Genomic DNA, 20,543 nt, shown 5'->3' on the forward strand with positions numbered 1-20,543 from the left:
AGTTCTTCAGGAGGAATATATGGGAAATGATGCGAAAATGATATCGCAGCGTAAGTTACTTGGTGTTGCGGGTCTTGGATGGATGTTCGATGCACTTGATGTCGGTATGCTTTCTTTCATTATAGTAGCTTTAAGACAGGACTGGAACTTAACCAGTGAGCAGGTTGGCTGGATTGGGAGCATAAACTCCATAGGAATGGCTGTTGGAGCCGTATTCTTTGGTGCGATGGCCGACAGGGTCGGACGGAAGAATGTCTTTATCATTACATTATTATTGTTTTCAATCGCAAGTGGCCTGTCTGCAGCAGTCAGTACACTCAGCTTGTTCTTGATATTGCGATTTTTGATTGGAATGGGACTTGGAGGGGAACTTCCGGTTGCCTCGACGTTGGTCTCTGAAAGTGTTGAAGCGAGTAAAAGGGGAAGGGTCGTCGTCCTTCTTGAAAGTTTTTGGGCGGTTGGCTGGATTTTGGCAGCTCTCATATCTTATTTCATCATACCGGCTTATGGTTGGAGGGTTGCATTGTTATTGAGCGCCGTACCCGCTTTATATGCGCTGTATCTGCGCTTGAAACTGCCGGATTCACCGAAGTATACGGAACTTGAAAAAAAGCAGAGACCATCTGTATTAAGCAATATGAAAAGTGTCTGGAAAAAGGAATACTCCCGTCAGACCCTTGTGTTGTGGGTTCTATGGTTTTGCGTGGTCTTTTCTTATTATGGGATGTTTTTATGGCTGCCAAGTGTGATGGTCCTAAAAGGATTCAGCATGATCCAAAGCTTTGAATATGTATTGATCATGACGCTTGCACAGCTTCCGGGCTATTTTTCAGCTGCATGGCTGATAGAGAAGTTTGGACGTAAATTCGTTTTGATTACATACTTAATTGGAACGGCAGTCAGTGCTTTTTTCTTTGGGTCTGCAGAGGGGCTGGCACTGCTGATAGTTTCCGGAATGTTCCTATCTTTCTTCAACCTAGGGGCATGGGGTGCGCTTTATGCGTATACTCCTGAGCAGTATCCCACAGCAGTTCGTGGTACAGGTGCTGGTTTAGCCGCAGGGATCGGCAGGATCGGCGGTGTCCTGGGGCCGTTGCTTGTAGGGTATTTAGTTGCTGCCGGCACCCCGATTTCATCGATTTTCACCATTTTCACAATTGCTATTTTAGTGGGGGCAGTTGCCGTAGCTTTTGGGAAGGAAACAAAGAATACCGTTTTGACATAAACAAAAGGATGGGGGCTGTATTCAGTCCCCATCCTTTTGTTATTTAAAGTCCTTTATGATTTTTAAAAGGGATTCGGAGGCAGTCTTAGGACTTTCTGCATTCATGATGGCTGATACGACTGCGGTACCTGACAGCCCGCTAGCAGAAAGGGAGGAAATGTTATCGGCCGTGATACCCCCGATGGCTACGGCGGGAATTGATACGCTGCGGCAAATTTCCTCCAGATCCCCAATTGCCATTAAGGTTGCATCTTGTTTGGTCTTTGTAGGGAAAACGGAACCGACTCCGATATAATCTGCTCCATTTCGTTCGGCTTCTAGAGCCTCTTCAAGATTGGAAACAGATACACCGACAATCATATCTTCAGGAACCATTTTTTTGACGGCAGGCAGTGGAAGGTCATCTTGCCCAATATGAATTCCATCCGCTGCAACAGCAAGTGCTATATCCACCCGGTCATTGATGATAAGGGGAATGGACAGCTCGTTCAATAACTGTTTTAATGCAGAAGCTTTATTATAAAAGGAGAGGGAGGAATTATTTTTCTCTCTAAGCTGAACGATCGAGACTCCTCCTGAAACCGATTCTGCAATGATTTTGGTCAATTCTTCTATTGCCAGGGACTCTTCCGTAACCAAATACAGGCTTAAATCAATTTGGGATTTCTTCATTTATTTTCACCTCATGCATCCAGATTTCCTTATCCATTCTTGATATTGCATCGATTAATCGCACACGAAACGTTCCTGTTCCTTCATCCTCTTGAAGGTTTTTGGCAGCTAGTTCTCCTGAAATGCTCATGGTTGAGATACCGGCAATCGCCGCAGAATAGAAATCATCGGTGACTCCGGAAAAAGTGCCGATAAGAGCAGTGGACATACAACCGGTACCTGTAACATTAGTTAATAGCAGGTTCCCGTTATCGATGATGGACGTACGTTTTCCATCGCTGACCGCATCCTTCGCTCCGCTGACCACGACGATGCAATTCAATTTATTTGCGGCTCGAGCAGCCAGCTCTGCATTGCTGACCGCAAGCTCCTCCGAATCCACCCCGCGAGTAACGGTATCCCCACCCATCAATGAAAGGATCTCACTTGCATTGCCGCGAATGATGTGGAAAGTAACCTTACTTAGGAGCTCTTTAACTTGCTCTGATCGATAGGCGGTGGCACCAACTCCCACCGGGTCCAAAATGACCGGGATATCCAGGTCATTTGCCGTCTTACCGGCAATCTCCATTGCTTCCAAGGCTTTATCATCGATCGTACCGAAATTCAGGACCAATGCATCCGCTAATTTGACCATATCCGCCACTTCTCTTGGGCTCGATGTCATCACTGGTGAACCACCGATGGCAAGGGTGGCATTTGCACAGTCGTTGACCGTAACAAAGTTGGTGATTTGGTGAACGAGTGGTTTTCTTTCTTTTACCTTCACGAATAAATCGGCTGCGGAAACCTTCATATTAAGTCACTCCGTTCTTTTTTTGAATATGAATGAAAATGATGGACAGGACCATGACCTTTACCGATTGAAAAACTATTGCGTATCGCTTCAGAAATATAAGTCTTGGCCTGTTCGATCGACTCTTGCAAGGGCAGTCCATTTGCCAGGTTTGATGTAATGGCGGATGATAGGGTACAGCCCGTACCATGAGTGTTTTTTGTATGTATGCGCTCTCCCTTGATCCAGTGGAAGTCAGTCCCATCATAATAAAGATCATTTGGATTTCCCGCTGCATGGCCCCCTTTAAGTAAAACGGCTTTGGGACCCATTTCTTGTATTGAAATGCATGCCTTGTAGAAATCTTGTTTCGTCCGAATCGACATGCCAGTAAGCACTTCCGCTTCCGGTACATTTGGTGTTACAAGTGTTGCAAATGGAAGTAAGTCCATTTTTAAGGCGGAGACAGCCTTTTCGTCGAGCAAATGGTGGCCGCTTTTGGAAATCATGACAGGGTCAAGGATAACGATGGCAGGCATGAAGGTTTTAAGGGACGCAGCGACTGTTTCCACGATTTCTTTTGATCCAAGCATGCCTATTTTTACTGCATCGACAGGAATATCTTCAAATATAGCTGCAATTTGGTCCGATATGATAGCTGTTTCAATTGGCTGTACTGAACGGACTTCCATTGTATTTTGTGCGGTTACTGCTGTTATGGCAGACATTCCAAAGACCCCATGTGCAGAAAATGTTTTTAAATCCGCTTGTATTCCAGCACCGCCTCCTGAATCAGAGCCGGCGATGGTTAATGCTGTTTTCATAAAAAAACCCCTTCATATAATTATTTTTTAAAAGTATTTTAAGTAATATGAAAGCTAGAATCGCACCTGCGAATGAACTGAGCATAAAAGCCGGTAAAAAACCAAAAAGAGCAGCTTTTTCTCCTAATAGGAGGATGGCAAGTGGATAACAGGCCATGGAACCGAGAATGCCGGTCCCGATCACTTCACCTAAACAAGCGAATTTTAAGCTTTGTGTTTTTCGATAAAGGATGGCAGCCAAAAGTGCACCGATCATGCTCCCGGGAAAGGCGAATATTGAACCGGTACCAGAAATGTTTCTAATGATGGAAACTAGGAAAGCTTGTGTCACAGCATAAGCAGGCCCCAATAGAACGGCCGTGAGGACATTTGCCAGATGCTGAATAGGAAAGACCTTTGCAAATCCTGCAGGGATGAAAATAAATGAACTGGTCAGTGTCGTTATAGCCGTTATCATGGCAGTCAACGTCAGTTTCTTGATAGGATTCATCATCATGTCTGCGACCTACAGCGGCCAATCCTGCTCATTTTGAACCATATCCCAGAATAAATATTCATATCGGGAAGTAACCAAAAAGTGCTTTTCTAATCTAAGAAGTTCTTTTTCTGGCATGCCTTCCGTCAATTCTTCCAACAATGCGATCAGCCACTTGTGTGCTTCCCCGAATTCAGGTGATGAATAGGACCTTATCCAATCTGCGTAGCGATTGTTTTCCAATGCTGCTCCATTTTGTTCTTTTAATAGCAAACCGATTTCATAGTAATCCCAAGCGCAGGGCAGGAGACAGGCGATCAAGTCTGCCAATGTCCCATGCTGAGCTGCATTTAGCATGTAACCTGTATAGGCTAGAGTGGTGGGAGTAGGTTCTGTTTCTTCCAATTCCTTGGAACTGATCCCGAATTCGGAAGCATACTGCCGATGGATATCCATTTCCACTTGAAGGGTTTCATTTAAAATACTCGCAAACTTTGCCATGGTTTCGATGTTATGGGCTTTGATGACACCTAAAGCAAAGAGCTTGGAATAATCCATGAGATAGATATAGTCCTGCTTCATGTAATAGGCAAATTTCTTTTCAGGAAGCGTACCATTTCCAATTGCCTGGACAAAGGGATGTGAATGATTCCTTTTCCAAATCTCTTTTGCCCGTGCATGAAGTCTATCACTGAATGTTTCTGTTTTAATATTCTCCATTGTTCATCCTCCTTTAGAATGGTTCCCATAGATAATGAAAAACCCCGTTCCTGAATACGGAACGGGGTAGATGGATATAGTCTGTAAATGGACGATATCATCCACTTCCCTCCGCCGGTATGAGCCGGTTCAGGTTCAAAGGGTCCGGAAACTATTTCCATCTCAGTCTTAAAAAAGACTCCCCTAGTGGTGTGAATTGTATGTAATTACTGACATCATATCAGAAAGACAAGAAAATGCAACCCGTATTTGAAGAGGGAGCATGTAATGTCCAGGAAAAAAGGGAGAACCAGGTAATTGACTTTTGATAATTATTAGGGTAGAATCATTTCTACATCATTTATATATCGAATTCTTATCCAGAGAGGTGGAGGGACTTGGCCCAAAGAAACCTCGGCAGCGGACCCATTTTGGGAACTGTGCTAAATCCAACAAGCATATGCTTGGAAGATAAGAAGAGCCGTACGGACACAGTCAGCCTCTTCTTGAATTAGAAGGGGCTTTTATTTTTGGGAAATAACGTTTAGTGACATAATAGAAAAGGTATATATAATTTGGTGAAAATCAAACAAGTTGATAAAGTTAGCTAACTAGAAGCAGGCTCTAGGATGACTAGGAAAGGAGCCATTTACATGGCAGAATTATTTAAGAGGATTGAACAGAGGAAGGCAAAGCTCATTGAAGAGCTATTGGCCAATGGAGTATACAAAACCTCTGATGAAAGGCACCTTTATGATGCCCCATTAAAAGTGCTTGAAGATGAATATAAGATTGTTATAAATAGACCTAATAACGAGTCACCTTCTGAATGGATGACATAGTAAGCGATGGACTATATTTTGGGCTCTTGGATAAGGGATATGATGTAAGCATTCACAGTATACACTAGTGGATGCTTTTTTGCGTTTAATAGAAAATGACATAAAATATACATAATTAAAGAATAAAGTAGGTGTTTTGTCACATTTGACCTATAAAATAACACATTTTATTTCTGTAAAATAGTTGATTTTAACTAGTAGTTTAATTATGATGAAAGTGTAAAAAAATTGAATAAATGGGAGGTGGCATATAATGCCTTGCCGTAAAGTAACTATAGAAAGGGTAGAAGAAAAGAGACAGGAAATGATCAAATTGGCAGCAAGTTACGGCTTAACAAGTCTGCTTACTGTTCAGGCCAGTCAAGAATTGGATACGCTATTAAATGCGTTAGCAAGTAAAAGTGAGTCAGAATATTTTTCCCTCCAAAACGCATATCGGTATTTTTAAATTAGCCAATTCGACCTGTATTAATTTGAAAAAGCTACTGCTCAAGGCAATAGCTCTAAAAAATTATATTAAATATCGACACGTTTACCAAGAATGATCAAATCCCGCTCAATGCCATCCAGCTCGGCAACTTGAGGTAAATGTGCCCATTCTTCAAACCCGAATTTGGAAAAAAGCTTAAGGCTAGGTATATTGTGGGCGAAAATGAAACCCAATATAGTCTTAATACCTAATTTTGGACTCAATTCAATTGCCTTTTGAATCGAAATTTGTCCGATTCCTTTTCCCCGGAAATAATCATCAATATAAATGCTGATTTCGGCAGTGGAATTATATGCCGGTCGGCCATAGAAGGATTGAAAGCTTATCCATCCAGCAGTTTTCCCTTCTATAGTAATGATATATAGCGGTCTACTTTCTGAATGATGTTCCTCAAACCATTTAACCCTCGATTGGACGGATACAGGCTCCGTATCTGCCGTGACCATTCTTGAAGCAATTGTCGAATTATATATTTCAACAATTCTAGGTAAATCAGATAGTTCTGCCTCTCTAAACTCTATGTGCTCTTCCATGATGTAATCTCCTAACTATCATTTATTCAATCTCCAGAATGAAGGGTAATCCCGTTTTTTTGTTTAAGGGACGGTGAATTGACACCCAATCCATTGAAAGTTTTTTATTATCATACACTTTTTACTCTTTATCTGACAATTCCTTTTTTATGTTAAGTCTGCAGATTTTTTGGGTATGTAAAGGATTAAATACTTCTAGTAAAAAGGCAGAGGAGAACCAAATGAAAAAATTGTCAGTTTTTTTGATTATAGTACTGGTTATATGTTTTGTTGCATATGAATTTCAGGCCTCGGAGTCGGAAGATGTGCAAAGGGTGATGGCTTTTGGAGATTCGTTAACCTATGGAAAAGGGGATAAGGACGGAGAAGGATATATAGAAGGCCTGGAGGATGAATTGAATAACCCGGAATCGGAACAAAAAGTGAGTTTTTGGAATTACGGTATAAAAGGGCAGGAAACGGATGGGGTGATGAAACAGCTTGATGATTACCGCATTAAAACGAAACTTGATGAAGCCGATACTTTCATCGTTTATATCGGAACGAATGACTTGATCAATAGTAACGGCGGGGACTTGGAGAAAATAAGTGATCGAAAAATCAATGAGGGTAAACGGGAGTATATCAGCCATCTGAAAAAGATTACGTCAACACTCATAAAGGCAAACGATAAAGCTGATATTTTGGTAGTGGGACTATATAACCCAATTAAAGGAAATCAAAAACTTGAAAAGCATATTCGCGATTATAACCAGTCAATAAAGGGAATAGCGGATAAAGACAATAGGATGTTATTCATTCCTACGAATGATCTTTTTGAAGATAAAAAGAAATCAGAGTATTTCAGTGATAAGTTACATCCGAATGAAAAAGGGTATCAGCTCATTGCGAATCGGGTTTTGGAAAGTTATGATTTCAAATGAAAGCAAGAATGCACAGAAAGGCATTCTGTGCATTCTTGCTTTCTAGGAATTTAATATGGCTTTTAGTTGAGGGAACTGCAAGTCATGGAGCTGCTTGTATCTGCCATTGTTTTGCAATAACTGTTCATGTGTTCCTTTTTCATGAACCTGCCCTTTTTCCAGAACGATTATTTGATCGGCATCATGAATGGTCGATAAACGATGTGCAATCACAATTGAAGTCCGGTTTATCAATAAACGTGACAAAGCTTCCTGTATCAATTGCTCGGATTCTGTATCCAAGGCCGCCGTTGCTTCATCGAGAATGATGATTTGCGGATTTTTCAAAAGTGCCCTGGCAATGGCAATGCGCTGTTTTTGTCCGCCTGAAAGCTTGACTCCGCGCTCTCCAATTTGAGAATCATAACCATCAGGAAAGGCACTGATAAAGTCATGCGCATTTGCCGCTTTGGCGGATTCGATGATTTCATCATCTGTAGCATCAAGTTTTCCATACATGATGTTATCACGGATGGAACCGTTGAATAAAATGATATCCTGGGAGACAACTCCCATTTGTCCCCTTAATGATTTCAGTGATACATTTTTGATATCATGGCCATCCATTTTGATTGTTCCATCTTGCGGATCATAAAATCGGATCAAAAGGCTCGTGATGGTCGATTTTCCTGCACCAGAGGAGCCGACCAGAGCGGTTACTTGACCAGCTTTCATGGTCAGGTTTAAACTGCTGAGCACAGGAACATTCTCATCATAAGAAAAATTAACACTTTGAAATTCAATTTGCTTTTTTATGGAAGGGAGTTCAATGGCATTTCCCTTGTCACTTATTTCAGGTTGTGTTTCCAATATTTCAGTTATCCGCTCAAAGGCGGCGGCTGATTGCTGGACAATGCTGATGACACGGCTAAAATTGCGAACGGGACTCTGCAGCAACCTCAAATAGGCGAGGAAGGCCACGATTAATCCTATTGTGAATTCACCTTCCATCACTTGCCAAGCACCGAACACAATGACTGCTACAAGGCCGATATTGTTCAATAAATCAATAATCGGACCGAACATGGAACGTAGCCGAACGGACTTAATGTTTGCAGCCATATTTTCCTGATTACGCTCGGCAAACCGCCTTGATTCGAATTCTTCATTCGTAAAAGATTGAATGAGCCGCATTCCTGAAATGGAATCCTGTAACTGGTTGCTGACATCTCCTGCGGAATTTTGCACAGACCTAAATGACATCCTGATGCGTTTCCCGAATACCCTTGTGATATAGAACATGAAAGGGAATATAAAAAGAAGGACAATGGTCAGCTTCCAGTTAATGAAAAGCATATATACCGCCACGGCAATGAAAGTCACCGTGTCCGTCAAGACTTGGAGCATGCTCGAAGAGATGAGCTGCTGCAGTAAATTGACATCATTGGTCAACCGGGACATTAAGTCACCAGTTCGATTTTTGTCAAAGAATTTCATATCCAGTGTTTGAATGTGGTCATACATGCTATTCCGTATATCCATAATAGCTCTTTGACCGACCTTGGAAACGATATAGCTGTTAAAGTAGTTCAGTAACGCCAATAAGATGCTGGCACAAAGAATTCCTGTGCCAATCCAGATCAACAAATCATATCTTTTTTCGGGAATGACTTTATCAATCGTAAACTGCGTCAACTGGGGAATGGAGAACTCAAGCAATGAAATGAAAAGCATGATACATAATATCAAAGTGCAAAACTTCCATTTGGATGGTACCCGATTGAACATTTGTTTGAGCATCAACCATATGCTTCCTTTTGAAGGTATTGCATGCATGGAACTGCGGCCTTTGTGGCTGAATGGAATATGTCCTCCACTCATAGCGATCACTCCTATTTAGACTATCTATGATGAATTTTGAAAGTCATTTGAATTTTACCTTAATGACTATGATAGAGCTTTTCAAAAAATAGACAACTTTTAATCGGTTCGTTTCTGTCAAAAAGTATTATTATTTTACACATTCCTATATGAAATGGAATAATTAAAGGAGATTAGCGAGGCTTATAAGAGGAGATGCTAAAAATGAATGAAAATGAAAAAATCAGGGAAGAGCTTTTAAATGCGGTCAACGGACTATCGGATGAACAGCTGAACGCCCATCCTGAACCTGGACGATGGAGCATCATCCAGGTATTGGATCATTTATATTTAATGGAGAGGGCCATAACAAAGAGCATATCCGATAAATTGAAAAGCAACGATAGCATTCCTGCTGTGGATAAACCGATCGAGCTTACTTTAAATCGTGAAGTGAAGGTCCAGGCGCCGCCATTTGTCATTCCGTCAGAATCATACCAAACTTTGAGTGAAGTTAAGGAAAAGTTGTCCGAATCCCGAAAAGCTTTTGAACAGGTCGTTGATCATGCAAAGGAAATTGATCTCGAACAAAAGTCATTACCACATCCTTTGTTTAAAGATTTAAGCTTGAAGCAATGGATCCCGTTCGTGGGACTTCATGAAAAACGGCATTTATTGCAAATTGAAGAATTGAAAGCAAAGTTATAGAAGAAACTCATCCGTCTTGGTTGAGTTTTTCACTTTCAGACAGATATTCGTAAAGGAAGGATTTTTCAGTGAAAGCCACTTGGGTAAGGACATTTTTGGTATTGGGCTTTTTAGGATTGTTACTGGGGCTCTTGTTCAAGTATATGCTTCCTCCTGATCTGGATGAAATCGAACTGACTGACGAGCTGAATCCGATCGTCGCCGAAAAAAAGGACGAGCTCATTCAATTGGCTAATGACAAAGGCATCCCGGTTATCATTACGGCGGGGTTCCGGTCTTTAGCCGAGCAAAATGAACTCTATGAAAAGGGCAGATCAGACTCGGGCAACATCGTAACGAATGCAAGAGGTGGCGAATCGCTGCATAATTTCGGTTTGGCGATAGATTTTGCCCTCCTTAACAAACAAGGCGAGGCCATTTGGGATATGAGTTATGACGGCAACGATAATGGAAAGTCGGATTGGATGGAAGTCGTAACCATCGCTAAAGGGTTAGGTTTCGATTGGGGAGGGGATTGGGCAGGGTTCAAGGATTATCCGCATTTACAAATGACATTTGGCTTAAGCCTGCGTGAGCTGCAGCAAGGCAAGCAGCCAAAAGGGCAGTGAAAGCGGTTGGCTTCATTATAAGCCGCATAATTTTGACTAATAGCAGGAAAATAAGCATGTGAATTGCTTTACAGGTAAGAATTCGATAAAGTGGACTAGTGAGAATCAGACATAAAGGAGTGCAGTCACCATGGAAGAAACAAAAAATTGCCGGGACTCTTTGGTCATAAAAACAAGCCTTGTCCTCCCGCCGGATACAAATAATATTGGTACGATGTTCGGAGGCAAATTAATGGCATACATTGATGATGTAGCGGCTATATCAGCCATGCGTCATGCTCGAAGCAACGTCGTTACTGCATCAACTGATTCTGTCGATTTCCTGCACCCTATTCACGAAGGAAATGCAGTTTGCCTTGAAAGCTTCGTGACGTATACTGGCAGAACATCAATGGAAATCATCGTAAAGGTGGTTGCAGAGGATTTAGTTACAGGAGCCCGGAATTTATGTGTCATTTCATTCTTGACATTTGTTGCCATTAATGAAGAAGGTAAACCAATTCCGGTTCCGCGTTTGGTTCCTGAAACAGAGATGGAAATGAATTTAAATGAATCAGCAAAACAACGGGCCCAAATTAGGAAAAAACGAAGGGAAGATACACAGTTCATTGCAAGCACTTTCGGTGTGAAACTGCCATGGACCGATCAATCAAATCCAGGATTATATAAATAAGATACGCATCCCTTCTGCCGTTCTTATTAATGATTGAGACCAAATTCATGATTTGGTATTTTATTCATTGCCAGGAGTTTTGGGGAAATCACTACTACCATCTTACAGCTTAACCGTATGGGAAAGAAATGTGAAAAGACGCTTGGATAAGTCCAAGCGTCTTTCTTATGTTATCTTGTTAGGATTTATACTATTAGCACTTTAGTCATCGCTTGCTAAAATACCAAAGAAGCGCAAGATGTTAATGAATAGGTTAATGAAATCAAGATATAGATTCAAGGCCATGAGCGGTACTTCTTCGGCTGTTACCCCGTAATGCTTCATACGATTGAAATCATATAAAATATAACCACTGAAAACTAAAATCCCGATAAAGGAAAAGACCAGCATGGCTGTAGAGCTTAATGGAGAGAAGATGTTGAAAATGCTAATGACAACTAAAGCTAGCAAGGCAGCAAATAACATTCCTCCCAAGAAAGAAAGGTCCCTTTTGGTGGTTGTGGCATAAATCGCCAGCCCTCCAAATACGACTGTCGTCGTAACACCTGCCAGGATCACCACATTTGCCCCTGCAGCAGCTAGGTAGTGTGCGATGATCGGATAGGTCGTAATTCCAGAAATCAACGTGAAACTATACAAAAATGTGTAGCCGATGGCTTTTTTCCTCCGCAATATGAATGCTCCAATCAACATGGCGATCTCAAGTATCGCTAACGGAAGAAACAACGATGGCGGTACAAGAGTGCCGAGAGCCATCCCTAAAACGGAAACGGCAAGTGATAAAGCGAACGTCCGCATGACGGACGGCATATAAGTTTGTACAGTTTGTGAATACATTCAATCACCTCATCATTTATTTTCTACCGTTTTCTACGAATCTGTTTTAAAAAGGTTTCATTGCATTACATGAAAATTTGGTGTTTTTTTTTAAAGTAATGAAATATATATGAAGTAATTACCTTTTTTATGATATTCTTACAAATATACTAATTTTTCTGAAATATTAAAATTCTTCAATTGGAACCATTCCGCAGTACGTAAAACGACAAGGTCAATAAATGGGCATAATCTTTAAAAAAGATATCTTGAAATAATAAATTCAAAATTATTTATTCTATATATTTAATCGGACTTCAAAACTTTACTGTATAACAGTTATAAAGGAAATGATTTTTTATTGCAGAAAATTATTCCTAAAGTTATAAAAAATGAAAAAAATGTGATTATTTTCTATAAAAACTATTGTATAAATGTAAAAAATTGATTAAAATTCTAACTAATTATCAGAAGATTAATTATTTTCCCGATAAAATAGTTTAGGGGGAGCAAGGATGAAGAAAGCTATTTTACAAATAGAGAACCTAACTACCTCATTTCGAATCGGTAGCAAATATCATGCGGCGGTGGATGATGTTTCGTTTACGGTGAATGAAAATGAAATTGTAGCAGTTGTTGGAGAATCAGGTTGTGGAAAGAGTGCCTTGGCCTTATCTATCATGCAATTACATAATAAGCAGAGAACGAAATCAGAAGGAAATATCAATTATAAAGGTCAAAATCTACTAAAGTTGAATGATGTGCAAATGAATAAAGTCCGTGGTAAGGAATTGGGTATGATATTTCAGGAACCATTAACGGCTTTGAACCCGCTCATGACCATAGGAAAACAAATCGAGGAGAATCTTGATTACCATACTGAACTCTCCAGTGCTGAAAAAAAGAATAGGACGATTGAACTTTTGACACAAGTGGGAATTCCATATCCTGAACGGACGTACAAGCAATATCCGCATGAGCTCTCGGGCGGAATGCGGCAAAGGGCAATGATATCGATTGCCATTGCTTGCAATCCTGCACTGGTCATTGCAGATGAACCCACGACGGCACTCGATGTTACGATTCAAGCACAAATACTTGATCTGCTGAAGGATATCCAAAGCAGGACAAAAATGGGGATCATCTTAATTACACATGATCTGAGCGTCGTAGCAGAGGTCGCTGACAGGATCGTTGTCATGTATGCAGGTCAGGTAGTGGAAACGGGAAGTGTTAAAGAGATATTCAACAATCCGCTGCATCCATATACAAGGTCGTTATTAAATTCGATTCCTTCGGCTGCAAACGAGAAAAATCGTTTGCACGTTATCGAGGGAATCGTTCCATCGATAGCGAAAATGGATCGGATAGGATGTCGCTTCCAAGATAGGATTCCTTGGATATCTAAGCATGCGCATGAAGAGACACCCCGGCTTCACGAAGTGGGCAATGATCATTTTGTGCGCTGTACGTGCTATAAAGAATTTTATTTTCAAGCTGAAGGAGATGCATCGGCCCATGACATTACTCAAATTAGATAATCTGAAAGTGCATTTTCCAATAAGGGGCGGTTTTTTCAGAAGGGTGGTTGATCACGTAAAGGCCGTGGACGGTGTTTCCTTTGAGTTACAGCAAGGGGAAACATATGGTTTGGTCGGGGAATCCGGAAGCGGCAAGTCCACGACAGGCAAGGCAGTGGTCAAGCTGAATGATGTCACATCCGGACAAATCCTGTTTGAAGGCAGGGATTTAGCATCTTTAAGTAGAAAAGAAATTAAACCATTTAGAAAAGATATCCAAATGATTTTCCAAGACCCGTATTCATCATTGAATCCCAAGAAGAGGGTACTGGACATCATTGCCGAACCGCTGAGGAACTTTGAACGGTTATCACCTTCAGAGGAAAAGAAAATCGTCCAGGACTTCTTGGACAAAGTCGGACTCAGTCCGGAGTCGATTCACAAGTATCCTCATGAATTTTCAGGGGGACAGCGCCAGCGTATTGGGATTGCCAGGTCTTTGACATTGAAACCTAAACTGATCATTGCGGATGAACCGGTGTCAGCACTGGATGTTTCCGTTCAGGCACAGGTATTGAATTTCCTTCAGGATCTCCAACAGGAGTTCAATTTGACTTATTTATTTGTCGGTCATGACTTAGGTGTAATCCGGCATATGTGTGACCGGATGGGAGTTATGTATCGCGGTAGATTGGTAGAGGAAGGCAAAAGCGAGGAAATCTATGAAAATCCGCAACATATATACACGAAGCGTCTGATTGCCGCCATTCCGGATTTAGAGCCGGAAGTTCGCGAAGATAAAGTGCAGCTTAGAAAGAAACTCACCTCGGAATATGAGTCTACCTACTCAAAATATTTCGATGAGGATGGACGTGCCTACGATTTGAAGCCAATCTCATCGACACATAGAGTCGCATTACAATAAGGAGGTGTAAGGAATATGTGGAAGTTTATCCTAAGGCGTTTATTAGTTATGATCCCGCAGCTCTTTTTATTGAGCATCATCGTTTTCATGATGGCAAAAGCAATGCCGGGAGATGCACTGTCAGGTCAGGAAATCAATCCTAGGGCCAACCCGGCCGAGCTTGATAGGATCAGGGAAGAACTGGGTTTGAATGACCCTTGGTACCAACAATATATAAGGTGGGCATCCAATGCAGTACAGGGGGATTTCGGTATTTCCTATACACATAAGACGCCCGTCATGGATGTTATAGAAGACAGGCTTTGGAACACGGTGTTCCTGGCGTTGGTCACGCTTATCTTTACATATATGCTTGCGATTCCATTAGGCATACTTAGCGGAAGGTATAACGATACCTGGGTGGATAAAACCGTTACGGGTTATAGCTATGTAGGATTTGGCACGCCGATTTTCATTTTTGCTTTAATCATGTTATTCATTTTCGGATTTGCCCTGGATTGGTTCCCGTCTGGCGGCAGTGTCGATTCAAAAGTGGATGAAGGAACATTCGCCTATGTTGTAAGCAAGATCAATCATTTGATTTTACCAGCTTTAAGTACAGCTTTAATTGCAACAACAAGTACGATCCAATATTTGCGAAATGAAATCATCGATAATAAAATCAAGGATTTCGTAAGGACTGCGCGTTCGAAGGGAGTGCCTGAATCAAAAGTATATTCACGGCATATCCTGAGAAATTCCTTTTTACCGATAGCGGCATTCTTAGGTTATGAAATTACCGGATTGATCGGCGGCGCGGTCATAATCGAGACCATTTTCAGTTATCCGGGTCTGGGGCAGCTTTTCCTTAGTTCAGTCAGCCTGCGGGATTTCAGCGTTGTCACGGCCATCGTCATGATGACGGGATTTGCCACTCTGCTTGGCACTCTTCTTTCGGACATCATACTTAGTGCGGTCGATCCGCGCATACGGATAGAATAGGAGCGGGGTGAGCGTATGGAAATGAAAGTAGAAACGGGAAAGAACATACAAGTGAAAGATGTGAGCCCTTCAGGAATCAAAATCATCTGGCAGGAAATCAAAAAGGATAAGCTTGCCATGGGCTCATTGATCATATTAGCAGCCATATTGATTTTTGTTTACGGTGCGTCGTTCTTCATGGACGCCAAGGAAATAGCCAAGGTCGATTTTCTCTCCATTTATATGGAACCATCTTCAGACTATTGGCTTGGAACCGATTATGGCGGCCGGGACGTATTCGGACAACTGATAATAGGTACCAGAAATTCATTCACGATCAGTTTATTCATTACATTATTCACGGCTATCATCGGTTTATCATTAGGGCTTCTGGCTGGCTACTTCGGCGGGGCAACCGATAATGTGATCATGCGCGTTATCGATTTCGTGATTGCACTGCCGCAATTGATGTTCATCATCGTTGTAGTCACGATTGTACCGATCTTCAATGTATATGTTTTCATTTTAATCATGACGATGTTTTTATGGACAGGCAAGGCCCGGCTGATTCGTTCAAAGGCTTTGTCAGAGCGTGAGCTGGATTATATCCACGCCTCACAGACACTCGGGACGCCACATTGGAAAATAATCCTGTTTCAGCTTCTGCCCAATGTCAGTTCACTGATCATCGTTAACTTCATTTTGAACCTTGCTGGCAATATTGGCTTAGAATCCAGTTTGACTTTCTTAGGGTTCGGTCTTCCGGAGAGCACACCGAGTTTAGGTACGCTCATCAGTTATGCTCGTAATCCAGATGTTCTGGAAAACAAGTGGTGGATATGGGTACCCGCATCACTCATGATTTTAGTGTTGATGCTGAGTATAAATTTCGTTGGTCAAGCGTTAAAACGCGCAGCCGATGCTAGACAAAGAAGAGCATAAAAAAAGGGGAGTGTATGATATGAAAATCAAAAGCTACAGTAAGGTATTAAGTGCATTGGCCATTTCGTCTCTACTGCTTGCTGCATGTTCGGATGATACGGAGAAATCGTCAACGAAAGAGAAAAAAGGGAAAGATGTCGAACAGGTCGATACCTCTAAATTCCCGACAAAGACGACGAATCAAGGAGAGCCGATTAAAGGCGGCCATTTGACATATGGTTTGGTATCCGATACCCCGTTTGAAGGGATATTAAACAAGGTTTTCTATCAAGGCGAACCCGATAACCAAGTTATCACATTCTTTGATGAGGATTTATTGGATACAGACGAAAACTATGTATATACAAATGAAGGTGCCGCTTCCTATGAGATTTCGGATGATCATAAAACGGTCACGCTGACGATTAAGGATAATGTAAAATGGCATGATGGAAAACCAGTGACAGGCGCTGATTTAGAATATGCATACCTTGTCATGGGAAGCAAGGATTACAAGGGTGTACGCTATGATGAACAAATGGCTTTAATTGAGGGTATGGAAGAGTATCATGAAGGGAAAGCGGACAAGATTTCAGGCATTAAAGTCGACGACAAGAAAATCACTTTCACTTTCAAAAAAGCGAATCCTTCCGTCACGACTGGATTATGGACATACCCGCTTCATAAAGAATACTTAAAAGATGTTCCGATTGCAGAGTTGGAATCTTCGGATAAGATCCGTAAAAACCCGATTGGTTTTGGACCATTCAAAGTGAAGAAAATCGTTCAAGGGGAAGCGGTCGAATTCGAAGCTAATAAAGATTATTACCGCGGTGAACCTAAATTAGACAGTGTCACATTAAAAGTCGTGAATCCGTCCGTTGTCGTCAAGTCACTTGAAAATGGTGATCTCGATGTAGCGGAGGTCCTGGCTGAGCAATATGATCAGGCCAAGGAATTGGATAATGTCGAATTATTGGGGAAAGTTGAATTAGCCTATACCTATATTGGTTTCAACTTCGGTCATTATGATAAGGAAAAAGAAGAAAACGTTATGGATGAGAACCCGAAATTCGGTGACAAACGCCTTCGTCAGGCGATGGCTTATGCCATCAATAATGAAGAAGTTGGCGAAAAGATGTTCAAGGGCCTTCGCTTCCCTGCCAACTCTGTCATTACACCGAACTTTAAATATAACAATAAAGATGTAAAACCATATGAATATAATCCTGAAAAGGCTAAAAAACTTTTGGATGAAGCAGGATTTGTAGATACGAATAATGATGGCATTCGTGAAGATGCAGACGGAAAAGAGTTCAAGATCAACTTTGCTTCCATGAGCGGTTCCGATGTTTCTGAGCCACTAGCAAGATATTATATCCAACAATGGGAACAAGTTGGTTTGGACGTAGAATTGCAGGATGGAAGGCTGCATGAGTTCAATTCATTCTACGACCTGCTGAAAAAGGATAATGATAAAGTGGATATTTATCAAGCTGCATGGGGTGTCGCTTCCGATCCGGATCCATCAGGAATATGGTCAAGATCTGCAGAATTTAACTATACCCGCTGGGTGAGTGAAAAAAATGATGAGCTTCTTGCTAAAGGGATTTCAGAGGAAGCCTTCGATGATCAATATCGAATCGATACGTATAATGAGTGGCAGGAATTGATCCATGAAGAGGTTCCGGTCATTCCGACATTATTCCGTTATCAATTGGCGGGAGTGAATGAACGCGTGACAGGTTATGATTATCTCGCTGGCCGCCAATATCAGTGGCATAATGTCGGGGTAACGAAGTAATTTAATTGATGAAAATCGGCTGCCTTTATGGGCGGTCGATTTTTTTGCGTTTCAATGTAGAGGATAAAGGTTATATAGATAATAGTAAGTAATTGGAAGGGTGATATTGATGGAAGTGAGAAATCCTAATGAAACAAAGAGAGAGTTAGAAATATTGTTTACTGAATCGGTTGGCCGTTTACTGAAACCTCTCGAAGAGGAAATCATTGCAGACATTGTAGCCTATCCAGACGAAAAGAGAATTGCCTTCTTGGAATATATGAAGGAAATGTCCAACAAACAAAGACAGTTGAAGTAAGTTGAACTTTCATCATGAAGGAGGTTTTTTTATGAGGAACGAAGATATGGACAGATACAAAGTATGGCGCGATAAGTGGAAAAGAAGAGTGAATATGGAGAACATAGCGTTATATGGAATATCAACATTAGTTATGGCCATGTTGCCTGTCCTGGCTTTTATGAGTTAAATCGATTAAAGGACCGCCTTTTGGCGGTCTTTAAATATGTTAAAAGTTGCCATGAAAAGATATAATGAAGCAAGAGGAAAGGAGAGATGATACGCATGAGTGTGATCGAAGAAAAAGAAATTGTATCTTACATAAAAGAATTGGTGTCCATACCCAGCCCCTCCGGCTATACAGAGCAAGCCATTAAATACGCGGCTGATTTCATGGAGCAGAGGAAGGTTCCTTACAAGATCACGAATAAAGGGGCATTGCTTGCTTCATTGAAAGGCGAAAATGATGGCAAACATCGTTTGCTGACTGCCCATGTCGATACACTGGGGGCCATGGTAAAGGAAATCAAGGCGAATGGCCGTCTTAAATTGACAATGATCGGCGGTTTCCGCTGGAACTCAGTGGAAGGGGAGTATTGTAAAATCCATACAGCTGACGGAACCATTATGACCGGGACCATTTTAATCAATCAGACCTCTGTCCACGTATATAAAAATGCCGGCGATGTCAAGCGTGATGATGAGACAATTGAGGTCCGGATAGATGCTGTCGTGAAGACTAAAGTGGAAACAGAGGCCATTGGCATTTCTGTTGGAGATTTTGTCTCCTTTGAACCAAGAGTGGAAGTGACGGATACAGGCTTTTTGAAATCAAGGCATTTGGATGATAAAGCTAGCGTTGGCATCCTCCTTCATATCATTGACCTCATTTCCGCAGGAAAAATAAAATTGGCATATACGACTCATTTCCTGATTTCCAACAATGAAGAAATCGGCTATGGCGGAAATTCCAATATCCCTGAGAAAACAGTCGAATATCTAGCAGTCGATATGGGCGCGATCGGCGATGGACAATCGACGGATGAATTCAGCGTATCCATTTGCGCAAAAGACTCCTCAGGTCCATATCATTATAAACTGCGTCAGCATTTAGTTTCACTTGCCCAAGCAAATGCCGTCGACTACCGAGTTGATATTTATCCATATTATGGATCGGACGCTTCCGCTGCAATCCGGGCAGGATATGATGTCGTACATGGTCTGATCGGACCGGGAATCGATGCCTCACATGCCTTCGAGCGGACACATGTTTCTTCATTAAAGCATACAGCCAATCTGATTTTGCACTATATCCAATCAGAGCTGGTGTAATCGTGAAAAAAGCCCGCACTCATGTGCGGGCTTTTAACTGTTTTATAGCGCTATTTTTAGTATAGTACTGTGTTAGTGAAATGCACGTGAATTTCGGTCATTTACTCGTGAATTGGAGTAATACTCGTGAATTTTGGTCATTTACTCGTGAGTTTGAGCGTAATACTCGTCAATTGGCGTAAGTACAAAAAATAAAGATTTACAATGATAATTCTTGTGGAGGTTCACCGTTGTTGTTCATCAATCGGATGCTTTCCGGCTTAATTTGCAGGATTAAATAATTCGGATCTTTCGGACCTTCGAACCAATCTTCAAAGGATTCATTCCATAATTTATCCTTCAGTTCCTGTGAATCGTTTATTTTCGAGGTACCTGAGATTTCCAGGTAAGAATCGCCCAATCCTTTATTATCATAGCCGATCAGGATATGAACATTAGGATTCTTTTCAATTTCATCAATTTTTTCCGTCTTTCCACTCGTTGGTGTGTATAAAGTTAAATCATCGTTAAAGAATGTCATATAGCGTGAATGTGGTTTGTTGTTTTCAACTGAAGATAAAACTCCTATTTTATGATCACGGATGATGTTCAATACTTTTTCTTTAATTTGGTTTTCGCTCATTTTTGCACACTCCTTTTATTTTTTTACTCTATTACTTTTCCTCTCTTTTCATTAAGTTAAACAAAATTCTACAGTTTCCC

Annotated in this window: 24 protein-coding genes and 2 riboswitches; of the genes, 15 read left to right on the plus strand and 9 right to left on the minus strand. The window is 41.3% G+C overall.

The window, feature by feature from the left end; all coding sequences use genetic code 11:
- Window positions 1-19 precede the first annotated feature (19 nt).
- Entirely contained in the window at window positions 20-1,225 is a 1,206-nt protein-coding gene (locus tag ACIROD_RS13525) for an MFS transporter (RefSeq protein WP_101224043.1), read from the plus strand.
- Window positions 1,226-1,264: 39 nt separating this feature from the next.
- Here ACIROD_RS13525 and thiE read toward each other — a convergent pair whose 3' ends face one another.
- Genes thiE through tenA form a run of 5 tightly spaced genes read right to left on the minus strand, consistent with a single transcriptional unit; the run spans window position 1,265 to window position 4,691 of the window.
- Window positions 1,265-1,897: a thiamine phosphate synthase gene (gene thiE / locus ACIROD_RS13530; protein WP_230177651.1), complete on the minus strand. Its 633-nt coding sequence runs from the start codon at window positions 1,895-1,897 to the stop codon at window positions 1,265-1,267.
- Window positions 1,878-2,693 (minus strand): hydroxyethylthiazole kinase, encoded by an 816-nt coding sequence (thiM, locus tag ACIROD_RS13535; protein WP_402941533.1) that lies wholly within the window; start codon window positions 2,691-2,693, stop codon window positions 1,878-1,880. Before thiM ends, thiE begins: the two co-directional genes overlap by 20 nt.
- Window positions 2,690-3,496, minus strand: coding sequence for a bifunctional hydroxymethylpyrimidine kinase/phosphomethylpyrimidine kinase (gene thiD / locus ACIROD_RS13540; RefSeq protein WP_402941536.1), 807 nt, complete (start codon window positions 3,494-3,496; stop codon window positions 2,690-2,692). The genes thiM and thiD overlap by 4 nt, the downstream gene beginning before the upstream one ends.
- The gene (gene thiW / locus ACIROD_RS13545; protein WP_402942921.1) at window positions 3,465-3,986 is read right to left on the minus strand and encodes an energy coupling factor transporter S component ThiW; all 522 of its coding nucleotides are present in this window, start codon (window positions 3,984-3,986) and stop codon (window positions 3,465-3,467) included. Before thiW ends, thiD begins: the two co-directional genes overlap by 32 nt.
- Before the next feature lie 15 nt (window positions 3,987-4,001).
- The gene (gene tenA / locus ACIROD_RS13550) at window positions 4,002-4,691 is read right to left on the minus strand and encodes a thiaminase II (RefSeq protein ID WP_260356979.1); all 690 of its coding nucleotides are present in this window, start codon (window positions 4,689-4,691) and stop codon (window positions 4,002-4,004) included.
- A gap of 89 nt (window positions 4,692-4,780) precedes the next feature.
- A riboswitch (TPP riboswitch) is annotated at window positions 4,781-4,886 on the minus strand.
- Between the two features lie 157 nt (window positions 4,887-5,043).
- Window positions 5,044-5,148, plus strand: a riboswitch (SAM riboswitch).
- 175 nt (window positions 5,149-5,323) lie between these two features.
- Here tenA and ACIROD_RS13555 point away from each other — a divergent pair.
- Together ACIROD_RS13555 and ACIROD_RS13560 are read left to right on the plus strand one after the other, a co-directional pair.
- Window positions 5,324-5,512, plus strand: coding sequence for a Fur-regulated basic protein FbpA (locus ACIROD_RS13555; protein WP_034314291.1), 189 nt, complete (start codon window positions 5,324-5,326; stop codon window positions 5,510-5,512).
- Between the two features lie 253 nt (window positions 5,513-5,765).
- Window positions 5,766-5,960 (plus strand): Spo0E family sporulation regulatory protein-aspartic acid phosphatase, encoded by a 195-nt coding sequence (locus tag ACIROD_RS13560; RefSeq protein WP_402941538.1) that lies wholly within the window; start codon window positions 5,766-5,768, stop codon window positions 5,958-5,960.
- A gap of 68 nt (window positions 5,961-6,028) precedes the next feature.
- On the opposite strand, the gene ACIROD_RS13565 is transcribed toward ACIROD_RS13560, so the two are convergent.
- Window positions 6,029-6,535: a GNAT family N-acetyltransferase gene (locus tag ACIROD_RS13565; RefSeq protein ID WP_402941541.1), complete on the minus strand. Its 507-nt coding sequence runs from the start codon at window positions 6,533-6,535 to the stop codon at window positions 6,029-6,031.
- 221 nt (window positions 6,536-6,756) lie between these two features.
- Between ACIROD_RS13565 and ACIROD_RS13570 the strand changes: the two genes are divergently transcribed.
- Window positions 6,757-7,458, plus strand: a complete 702-nt coding sequence (locus ACIROD_RS13570) for a DUF459 domain-containing protein (RefSeq protein ID WP_157831080.1) — start codon at window positions 6,757-6,759, stop codon at window positions 7,456-7,458.
- A gap of 42 nt (window positions 7,459-7,500) precedes the next feature.
- Here ACIROD_RS13570 and ACIROD_RS13575 read toward each other — a convergent pair whose 3' ends face one another.
- On the minus strand, window positions 7,501-9,318 hold the full coding sequence (locus ACIROD_RS13575) for an ABC transporter ATP-binding protein (RefSeq protein ID WP_402941544.1): 1,818 nt from the start codon (window positions 9,316-9,318) through the stop codon (window positions 7,501-7,503).
- 204 nt (window positions 9,319-9,522) lie between these two features.
- Here ACIROD_RS13575 and ACIROD_RS13580 point away from each other — a divergent pair, with 204 nt between their 5' ends.
- The 3 genes from ACIROD_RS13580 to ACIROD_RS13590 all read left to right on the plus strand — a co-directional run bounded on the left by ACIROD_RS13580 (window position 9,523) and on the right by ACIROD_RS13590 (window position 11,286).
- Window positions 9,523-10,005 (plus strand): DinB family protein, encoded by a 483-nt coding sequence (locus ACIROD_RS13580; protein WP_402941546.1) that lies wholly within the window; start codon window positions 9,523-9,525, stop codon window positions 10,003-10,005.
- Between the two features lie 68 nt (window positions 10,006-10,073).
- The gene (locus tag ACIROD_RS13585) at window positions 10,074-10,613 is read left to right on the plus strand and encodes a M15 family metallopeptidase (protein ID WP_402941549.1); all 540 of its coding nucleotides are present in this window, start codon (window positions 10,074-10,076) and stop codon (window positions 10,611-10,613) included.
- Between the two features lie 130 nt (window positions 10,614-10,743).
- Window positions 10,744-11,286, plus strand: coding sequence for an acyl-CoA thioesterase (locus ACIROD_RS13590; RefSeq protein WP_101224034.1), 543 nt, complete (start codon window positions 10,744-10,746; stop codon window positions 11,284-11,286).
- Between the two features lie 201 nt (window positions 11,287-11,487).
- Here the strand turns inward: ACIROD_RS13590 and ACIROD_RS13595 are convergent, their stop codons facing one another.
- A complete protein-coding gene (locus ACIROD_RS13595; protein WP_101224033.1) occupies window positions 11,488-12,123 on the minus strand; it encodes a Bax inhibitor-1/YccA family protein in 636 nt (211 codons plus the stop codon).
- Window positions 12,124-12,617: 494 nt separating this feature from the next.
- Here ACIROD_RS13595 and ACIROD_RS13600 point away from each other — a divergent pair, with 494 nt between their 5' ends.
- The 8 genes from ACIROD_RS13600 (at window position 12,618) to ACIROD_RS13635 (ending at window position 19,841) form a co-directional block, all read left to right on the plus strand.
- Window positions 12,618-13,643: an ABC transporter ATP-binding protein gene (locus ACIROD_RS13600; RefSeq protein ID WP_402941553.1), complete on the plus strand. Its 1,026-nt coding sequence runs from the start codon at window positions 12,618-12,620 to the stop codon at window positions 13,641-13,643.
- On the plus strand, window positions 13,621-14,547 hold the full coding sequence (locus ACIROD_RS13605) for an ABC transporter ATP-binding protein (protein ID WP_101224464.1): 927 nt from the start codon (window positions 13,621-13,623) through the stop codon (window positions 14,545-14,547). Before ACIROD_RS13600 ends, ACIROD_RS13605 begins: the two co-directional genes overlap by 23 nt.
- Before the next feature lie 15 nt (window positions 14,548-14,562).
- On the plus strand, window positions 14,563-15,528 hold the full coding sequence (gene opp4B / locus ACIROD_RS13610) for an oligopeptide ABC transporter permease (RefSeq protein ID WP_101224465.1): 966 nt from the start codon (window positions 14,563-14,565) through the stop codon (window positions 15,526-15,528).
- A gap of 21 nt (window positions 15,529-15,549) precedes the next feature.
- On the plus strand, window positions 15,550-16,449 hold the full coding sequence (locus ACIROD_RS13615) for an ABC transporter permease (RefSeq protein WP_402942924.1): 900 nt from the start codon (window positions 15,550-15,552) through the stop codon (window positions 16,447-16,449).
- Between the two features lie 19 nt (window positions 16,450-16,468).
- Window positions 16,469-18,232 (plus strand): oligopeptide ABC transporter substrate-binding protein, encoded by a 1,764-nt coding sequence (gene opp4A, locus ACIROD_RS13620; RefSeq protein WP_402941557.1) that lies wholly within the window; start codon window positions 16,469-16,471, stop codon window positions 18,230-18,232.
- Between the two features lie 109 nt (window positions 18,233-18,341).
- Entirely contained in the window at window positions 18,342-18,530 is a 189-nt protein-coding gene (locus ACIROD_RS13625; RefSeq protein WP_034314269.1) for a hypothetical protein, read from the plus strand.
- A 31-nt stretch (window positions 18,531-18,561) separates the two neighbouring features.
- A complete protein-coding gene (locus tag ACIROD_RS13630) occupies window positions 18,562-18,699 on the plus strand; it encodes a hypothetical protein (protein WP_402941560.1) in 138 nt (45 codons plus the stop codon).
- A gap of 95 nt (window positions 18,700-18,794) precedes the next feature.
- A complete protein-coding gene (locus tag ACIROD_RS13635) occupies window positions 18,795-19,841 on the plus strand; it encodes a M42 family metallopeptidase (RefSeq protein ID WP_402941563.1) in 1,047 nt (348 codons plus the stop codon).
- 199 nt (window positions 19,842-20,040) lie between these two features.
- On the opposite strand, the gene ACIROD_RS13640 is transcribed toward ACIROD_RS13635, so the two are convergent.
- On the minus strand, window positions 20,041-20,463 hold the full coding sequence (locus ACIROD_RS13640; RefSeq protein ID WP_230177645.1) for a pyridoxamine 5'-phosphate oxidase family protein: 423 nt from the start codon (window positions 20,461-20,463) through the stop codon (window positions 20,041-20,043).
- Between the last annotated feature and the right edge of the window lie 80 nt (window positions 20,464-20,543).

The sequence above is a fragment of the Peribacillus sp. NPDC101481 genome (assembly GCF_044767165.1).
Taxonomy (GTDB): domain Bacteria; phylum Bacillota; class Bacilli; order Bacillales; family DSM-1321; genus Peribacillus.

Excerpts from the sequence above, each read along its gene's own strand:
- ACIROD_RS13525 (WP_101224043.1), top strand. The coding sequence starts at position 20 with ATGGGAAATGATGCGAAAATGATATCGCAGCGTAAGTTACTTGGTGTT.
- thiE (WP_230177651.1), bottom strand. The coding sequence starts at position 1,897 with ATGAAGAAATCCCAAATTGATTTAAGCCTGTATTTGGTTACGGAAGAG.
- thiM (WP_402941533.1), bottom strand. The coding sequence starts at position 2,693 with ATGAAGGTTTCCGCAGCCGATTTATTCGTGAAGGTAAAAGAAAGAAAA.
- thiD (WP_402941536.1), bottom strand. The coding sequence starts at position 3,496 with ATGAAAACAGCATTAACCATCGCCGGCTCTGATTCAGGAGGCGGTGCT.
- thiW (WP_402942921.1), bottom strand. The coding sequence starts at position 3,986 with ATGAATCCTATCAAGAAACTGACGTTGACTGCCATGATAACGGCTATA.
- tenA (WP_260356979.1), bottom strand. The coding sequence starts at position 4,691 with ATGGAGAATATTAAAACAGAAACATTCAGTGATAGACTTCATGCACGG.
- ACIROD_RS13555 (WP_034314291.1), top strand. The coding sequence starts at position 5,324 with ATGGCAGAATTATTTAAGAGGATTGAACAGAGGAAGGCAAAGCTCATT.
- ACIROD_RS13560 (WP_402941538.1), top strand. The coding sequence starts at position 5,766 with ATGCCTTGCCGTAAAGTAACTATAGAAAGGGTAGAAGAAAAGAGACAG.
- ACIROD_RS13565 (WP_402941541.1), bottom strand. The coding sequence starts at position 6,535 with ATGGAAGAGCACATAGAGTTTAGAGAGGCAGAACTATCTGATTTACCT.
- ACIROD_RS13570 (WP_157831080.1), top strand. The coding sequence starts at position 6,757 with ATGAAAAAATTGTCAGTTTTTTTGATTATAGTACTGGTTATATGTTTT.
- ACIROD_RS13575 (WP_402941544.1), bottom strand. The coding sequence starts at position 9,318 with ATGAGTGGAGGACATATTCCATTCAGCCACAAAGGCCGCAGTTCCATG.
- ACIROD_RS13580 (WP_402941546.1), top strand. The coding sequence starts at position 9,523 with ATGAATGAAAATGAAAAAATCAGGGAAGAGCTTTTAAATGCGGTCAAC.
- ACIROD_RS13590 (WP_101224034.1), top strand. The coding sequence starts at position 10,744 with ATGGAAGAAACAAAAAATTGCCGGGACTCTTTGGTCATAAAAACAAGC.
- ACIROD_RS13595 (WP_101224033.1), bottom strand. The coding sequence starts at position 12,123 with ATGTATTCACAAACTGTACAAACTTATATGCCGTCCGTCATGCGGACG.
- ACIROD_RS13600 (WP_402941553.1), top strand. The coding sequence starts at position 12,618 with ATGAAGAAAGCTATTTTACAAATAGAGAACCTAACTACCTCATTTCGA.
- ACIROD_RS13605 (WP_101224464.1), top strand. The coding sequence starts at position 13,621 with ATGACATTACTCAAATTAGATAATCTGAAAGTGCATTTTCCAATAAGG.
- opp4B (WP_101224465.1), top strand. The coding sequence starts at position 14,563 with ATGTGGAAGTTTATCCTAAGGCGTTTATTAGTTATGATCCCGCAGCTC.
- ACIROD_RS13615 (WP_402942924.1), top strand. The coding sequence starts at position 15,550 with ATGAAAGTAGAAACGGGAAAGAACATACAAGTGAAAGATGTGAGCCCT.
- opp4A (WP_402941557.1), top strand. The coding sequence starts at position 16,469 with ATGAAAATCAAAAGCTACAGTAAGGTATTAAGTGCATTGGCCATTTCG.
- ACIROD_RS13625 (WP_034314269.1), top strand. The coding sequence starts at position 18,342 with ATGGAAGTGAGAAATCCTAATGAAACAAAGAGAGAGTTAGAAATATTG.
- ACIROD_RS13630 (WP_402941560.1), top strand. The coding sequence starts at position 18,562 with ATGAGGAACGAAGATATGGACAGATACAAAGTATGGCGCGATAAGTGG.
- ACIROD_RS13635 (WP_402941563.1), top strand. The coding sequence starts at position 18,795 with ATGAGTGTGATCGAAGAAAAAGAAATTGTATCTTACATAAAAGAATTG.
- ACIROD_RS13640 (WP_230177645.1), bottom strand. The coding sequence starts at position 20,463 with ATGAGCGAAAACCAAATTAAAGAAAAAGTATTGAACATCATCCGTGAT.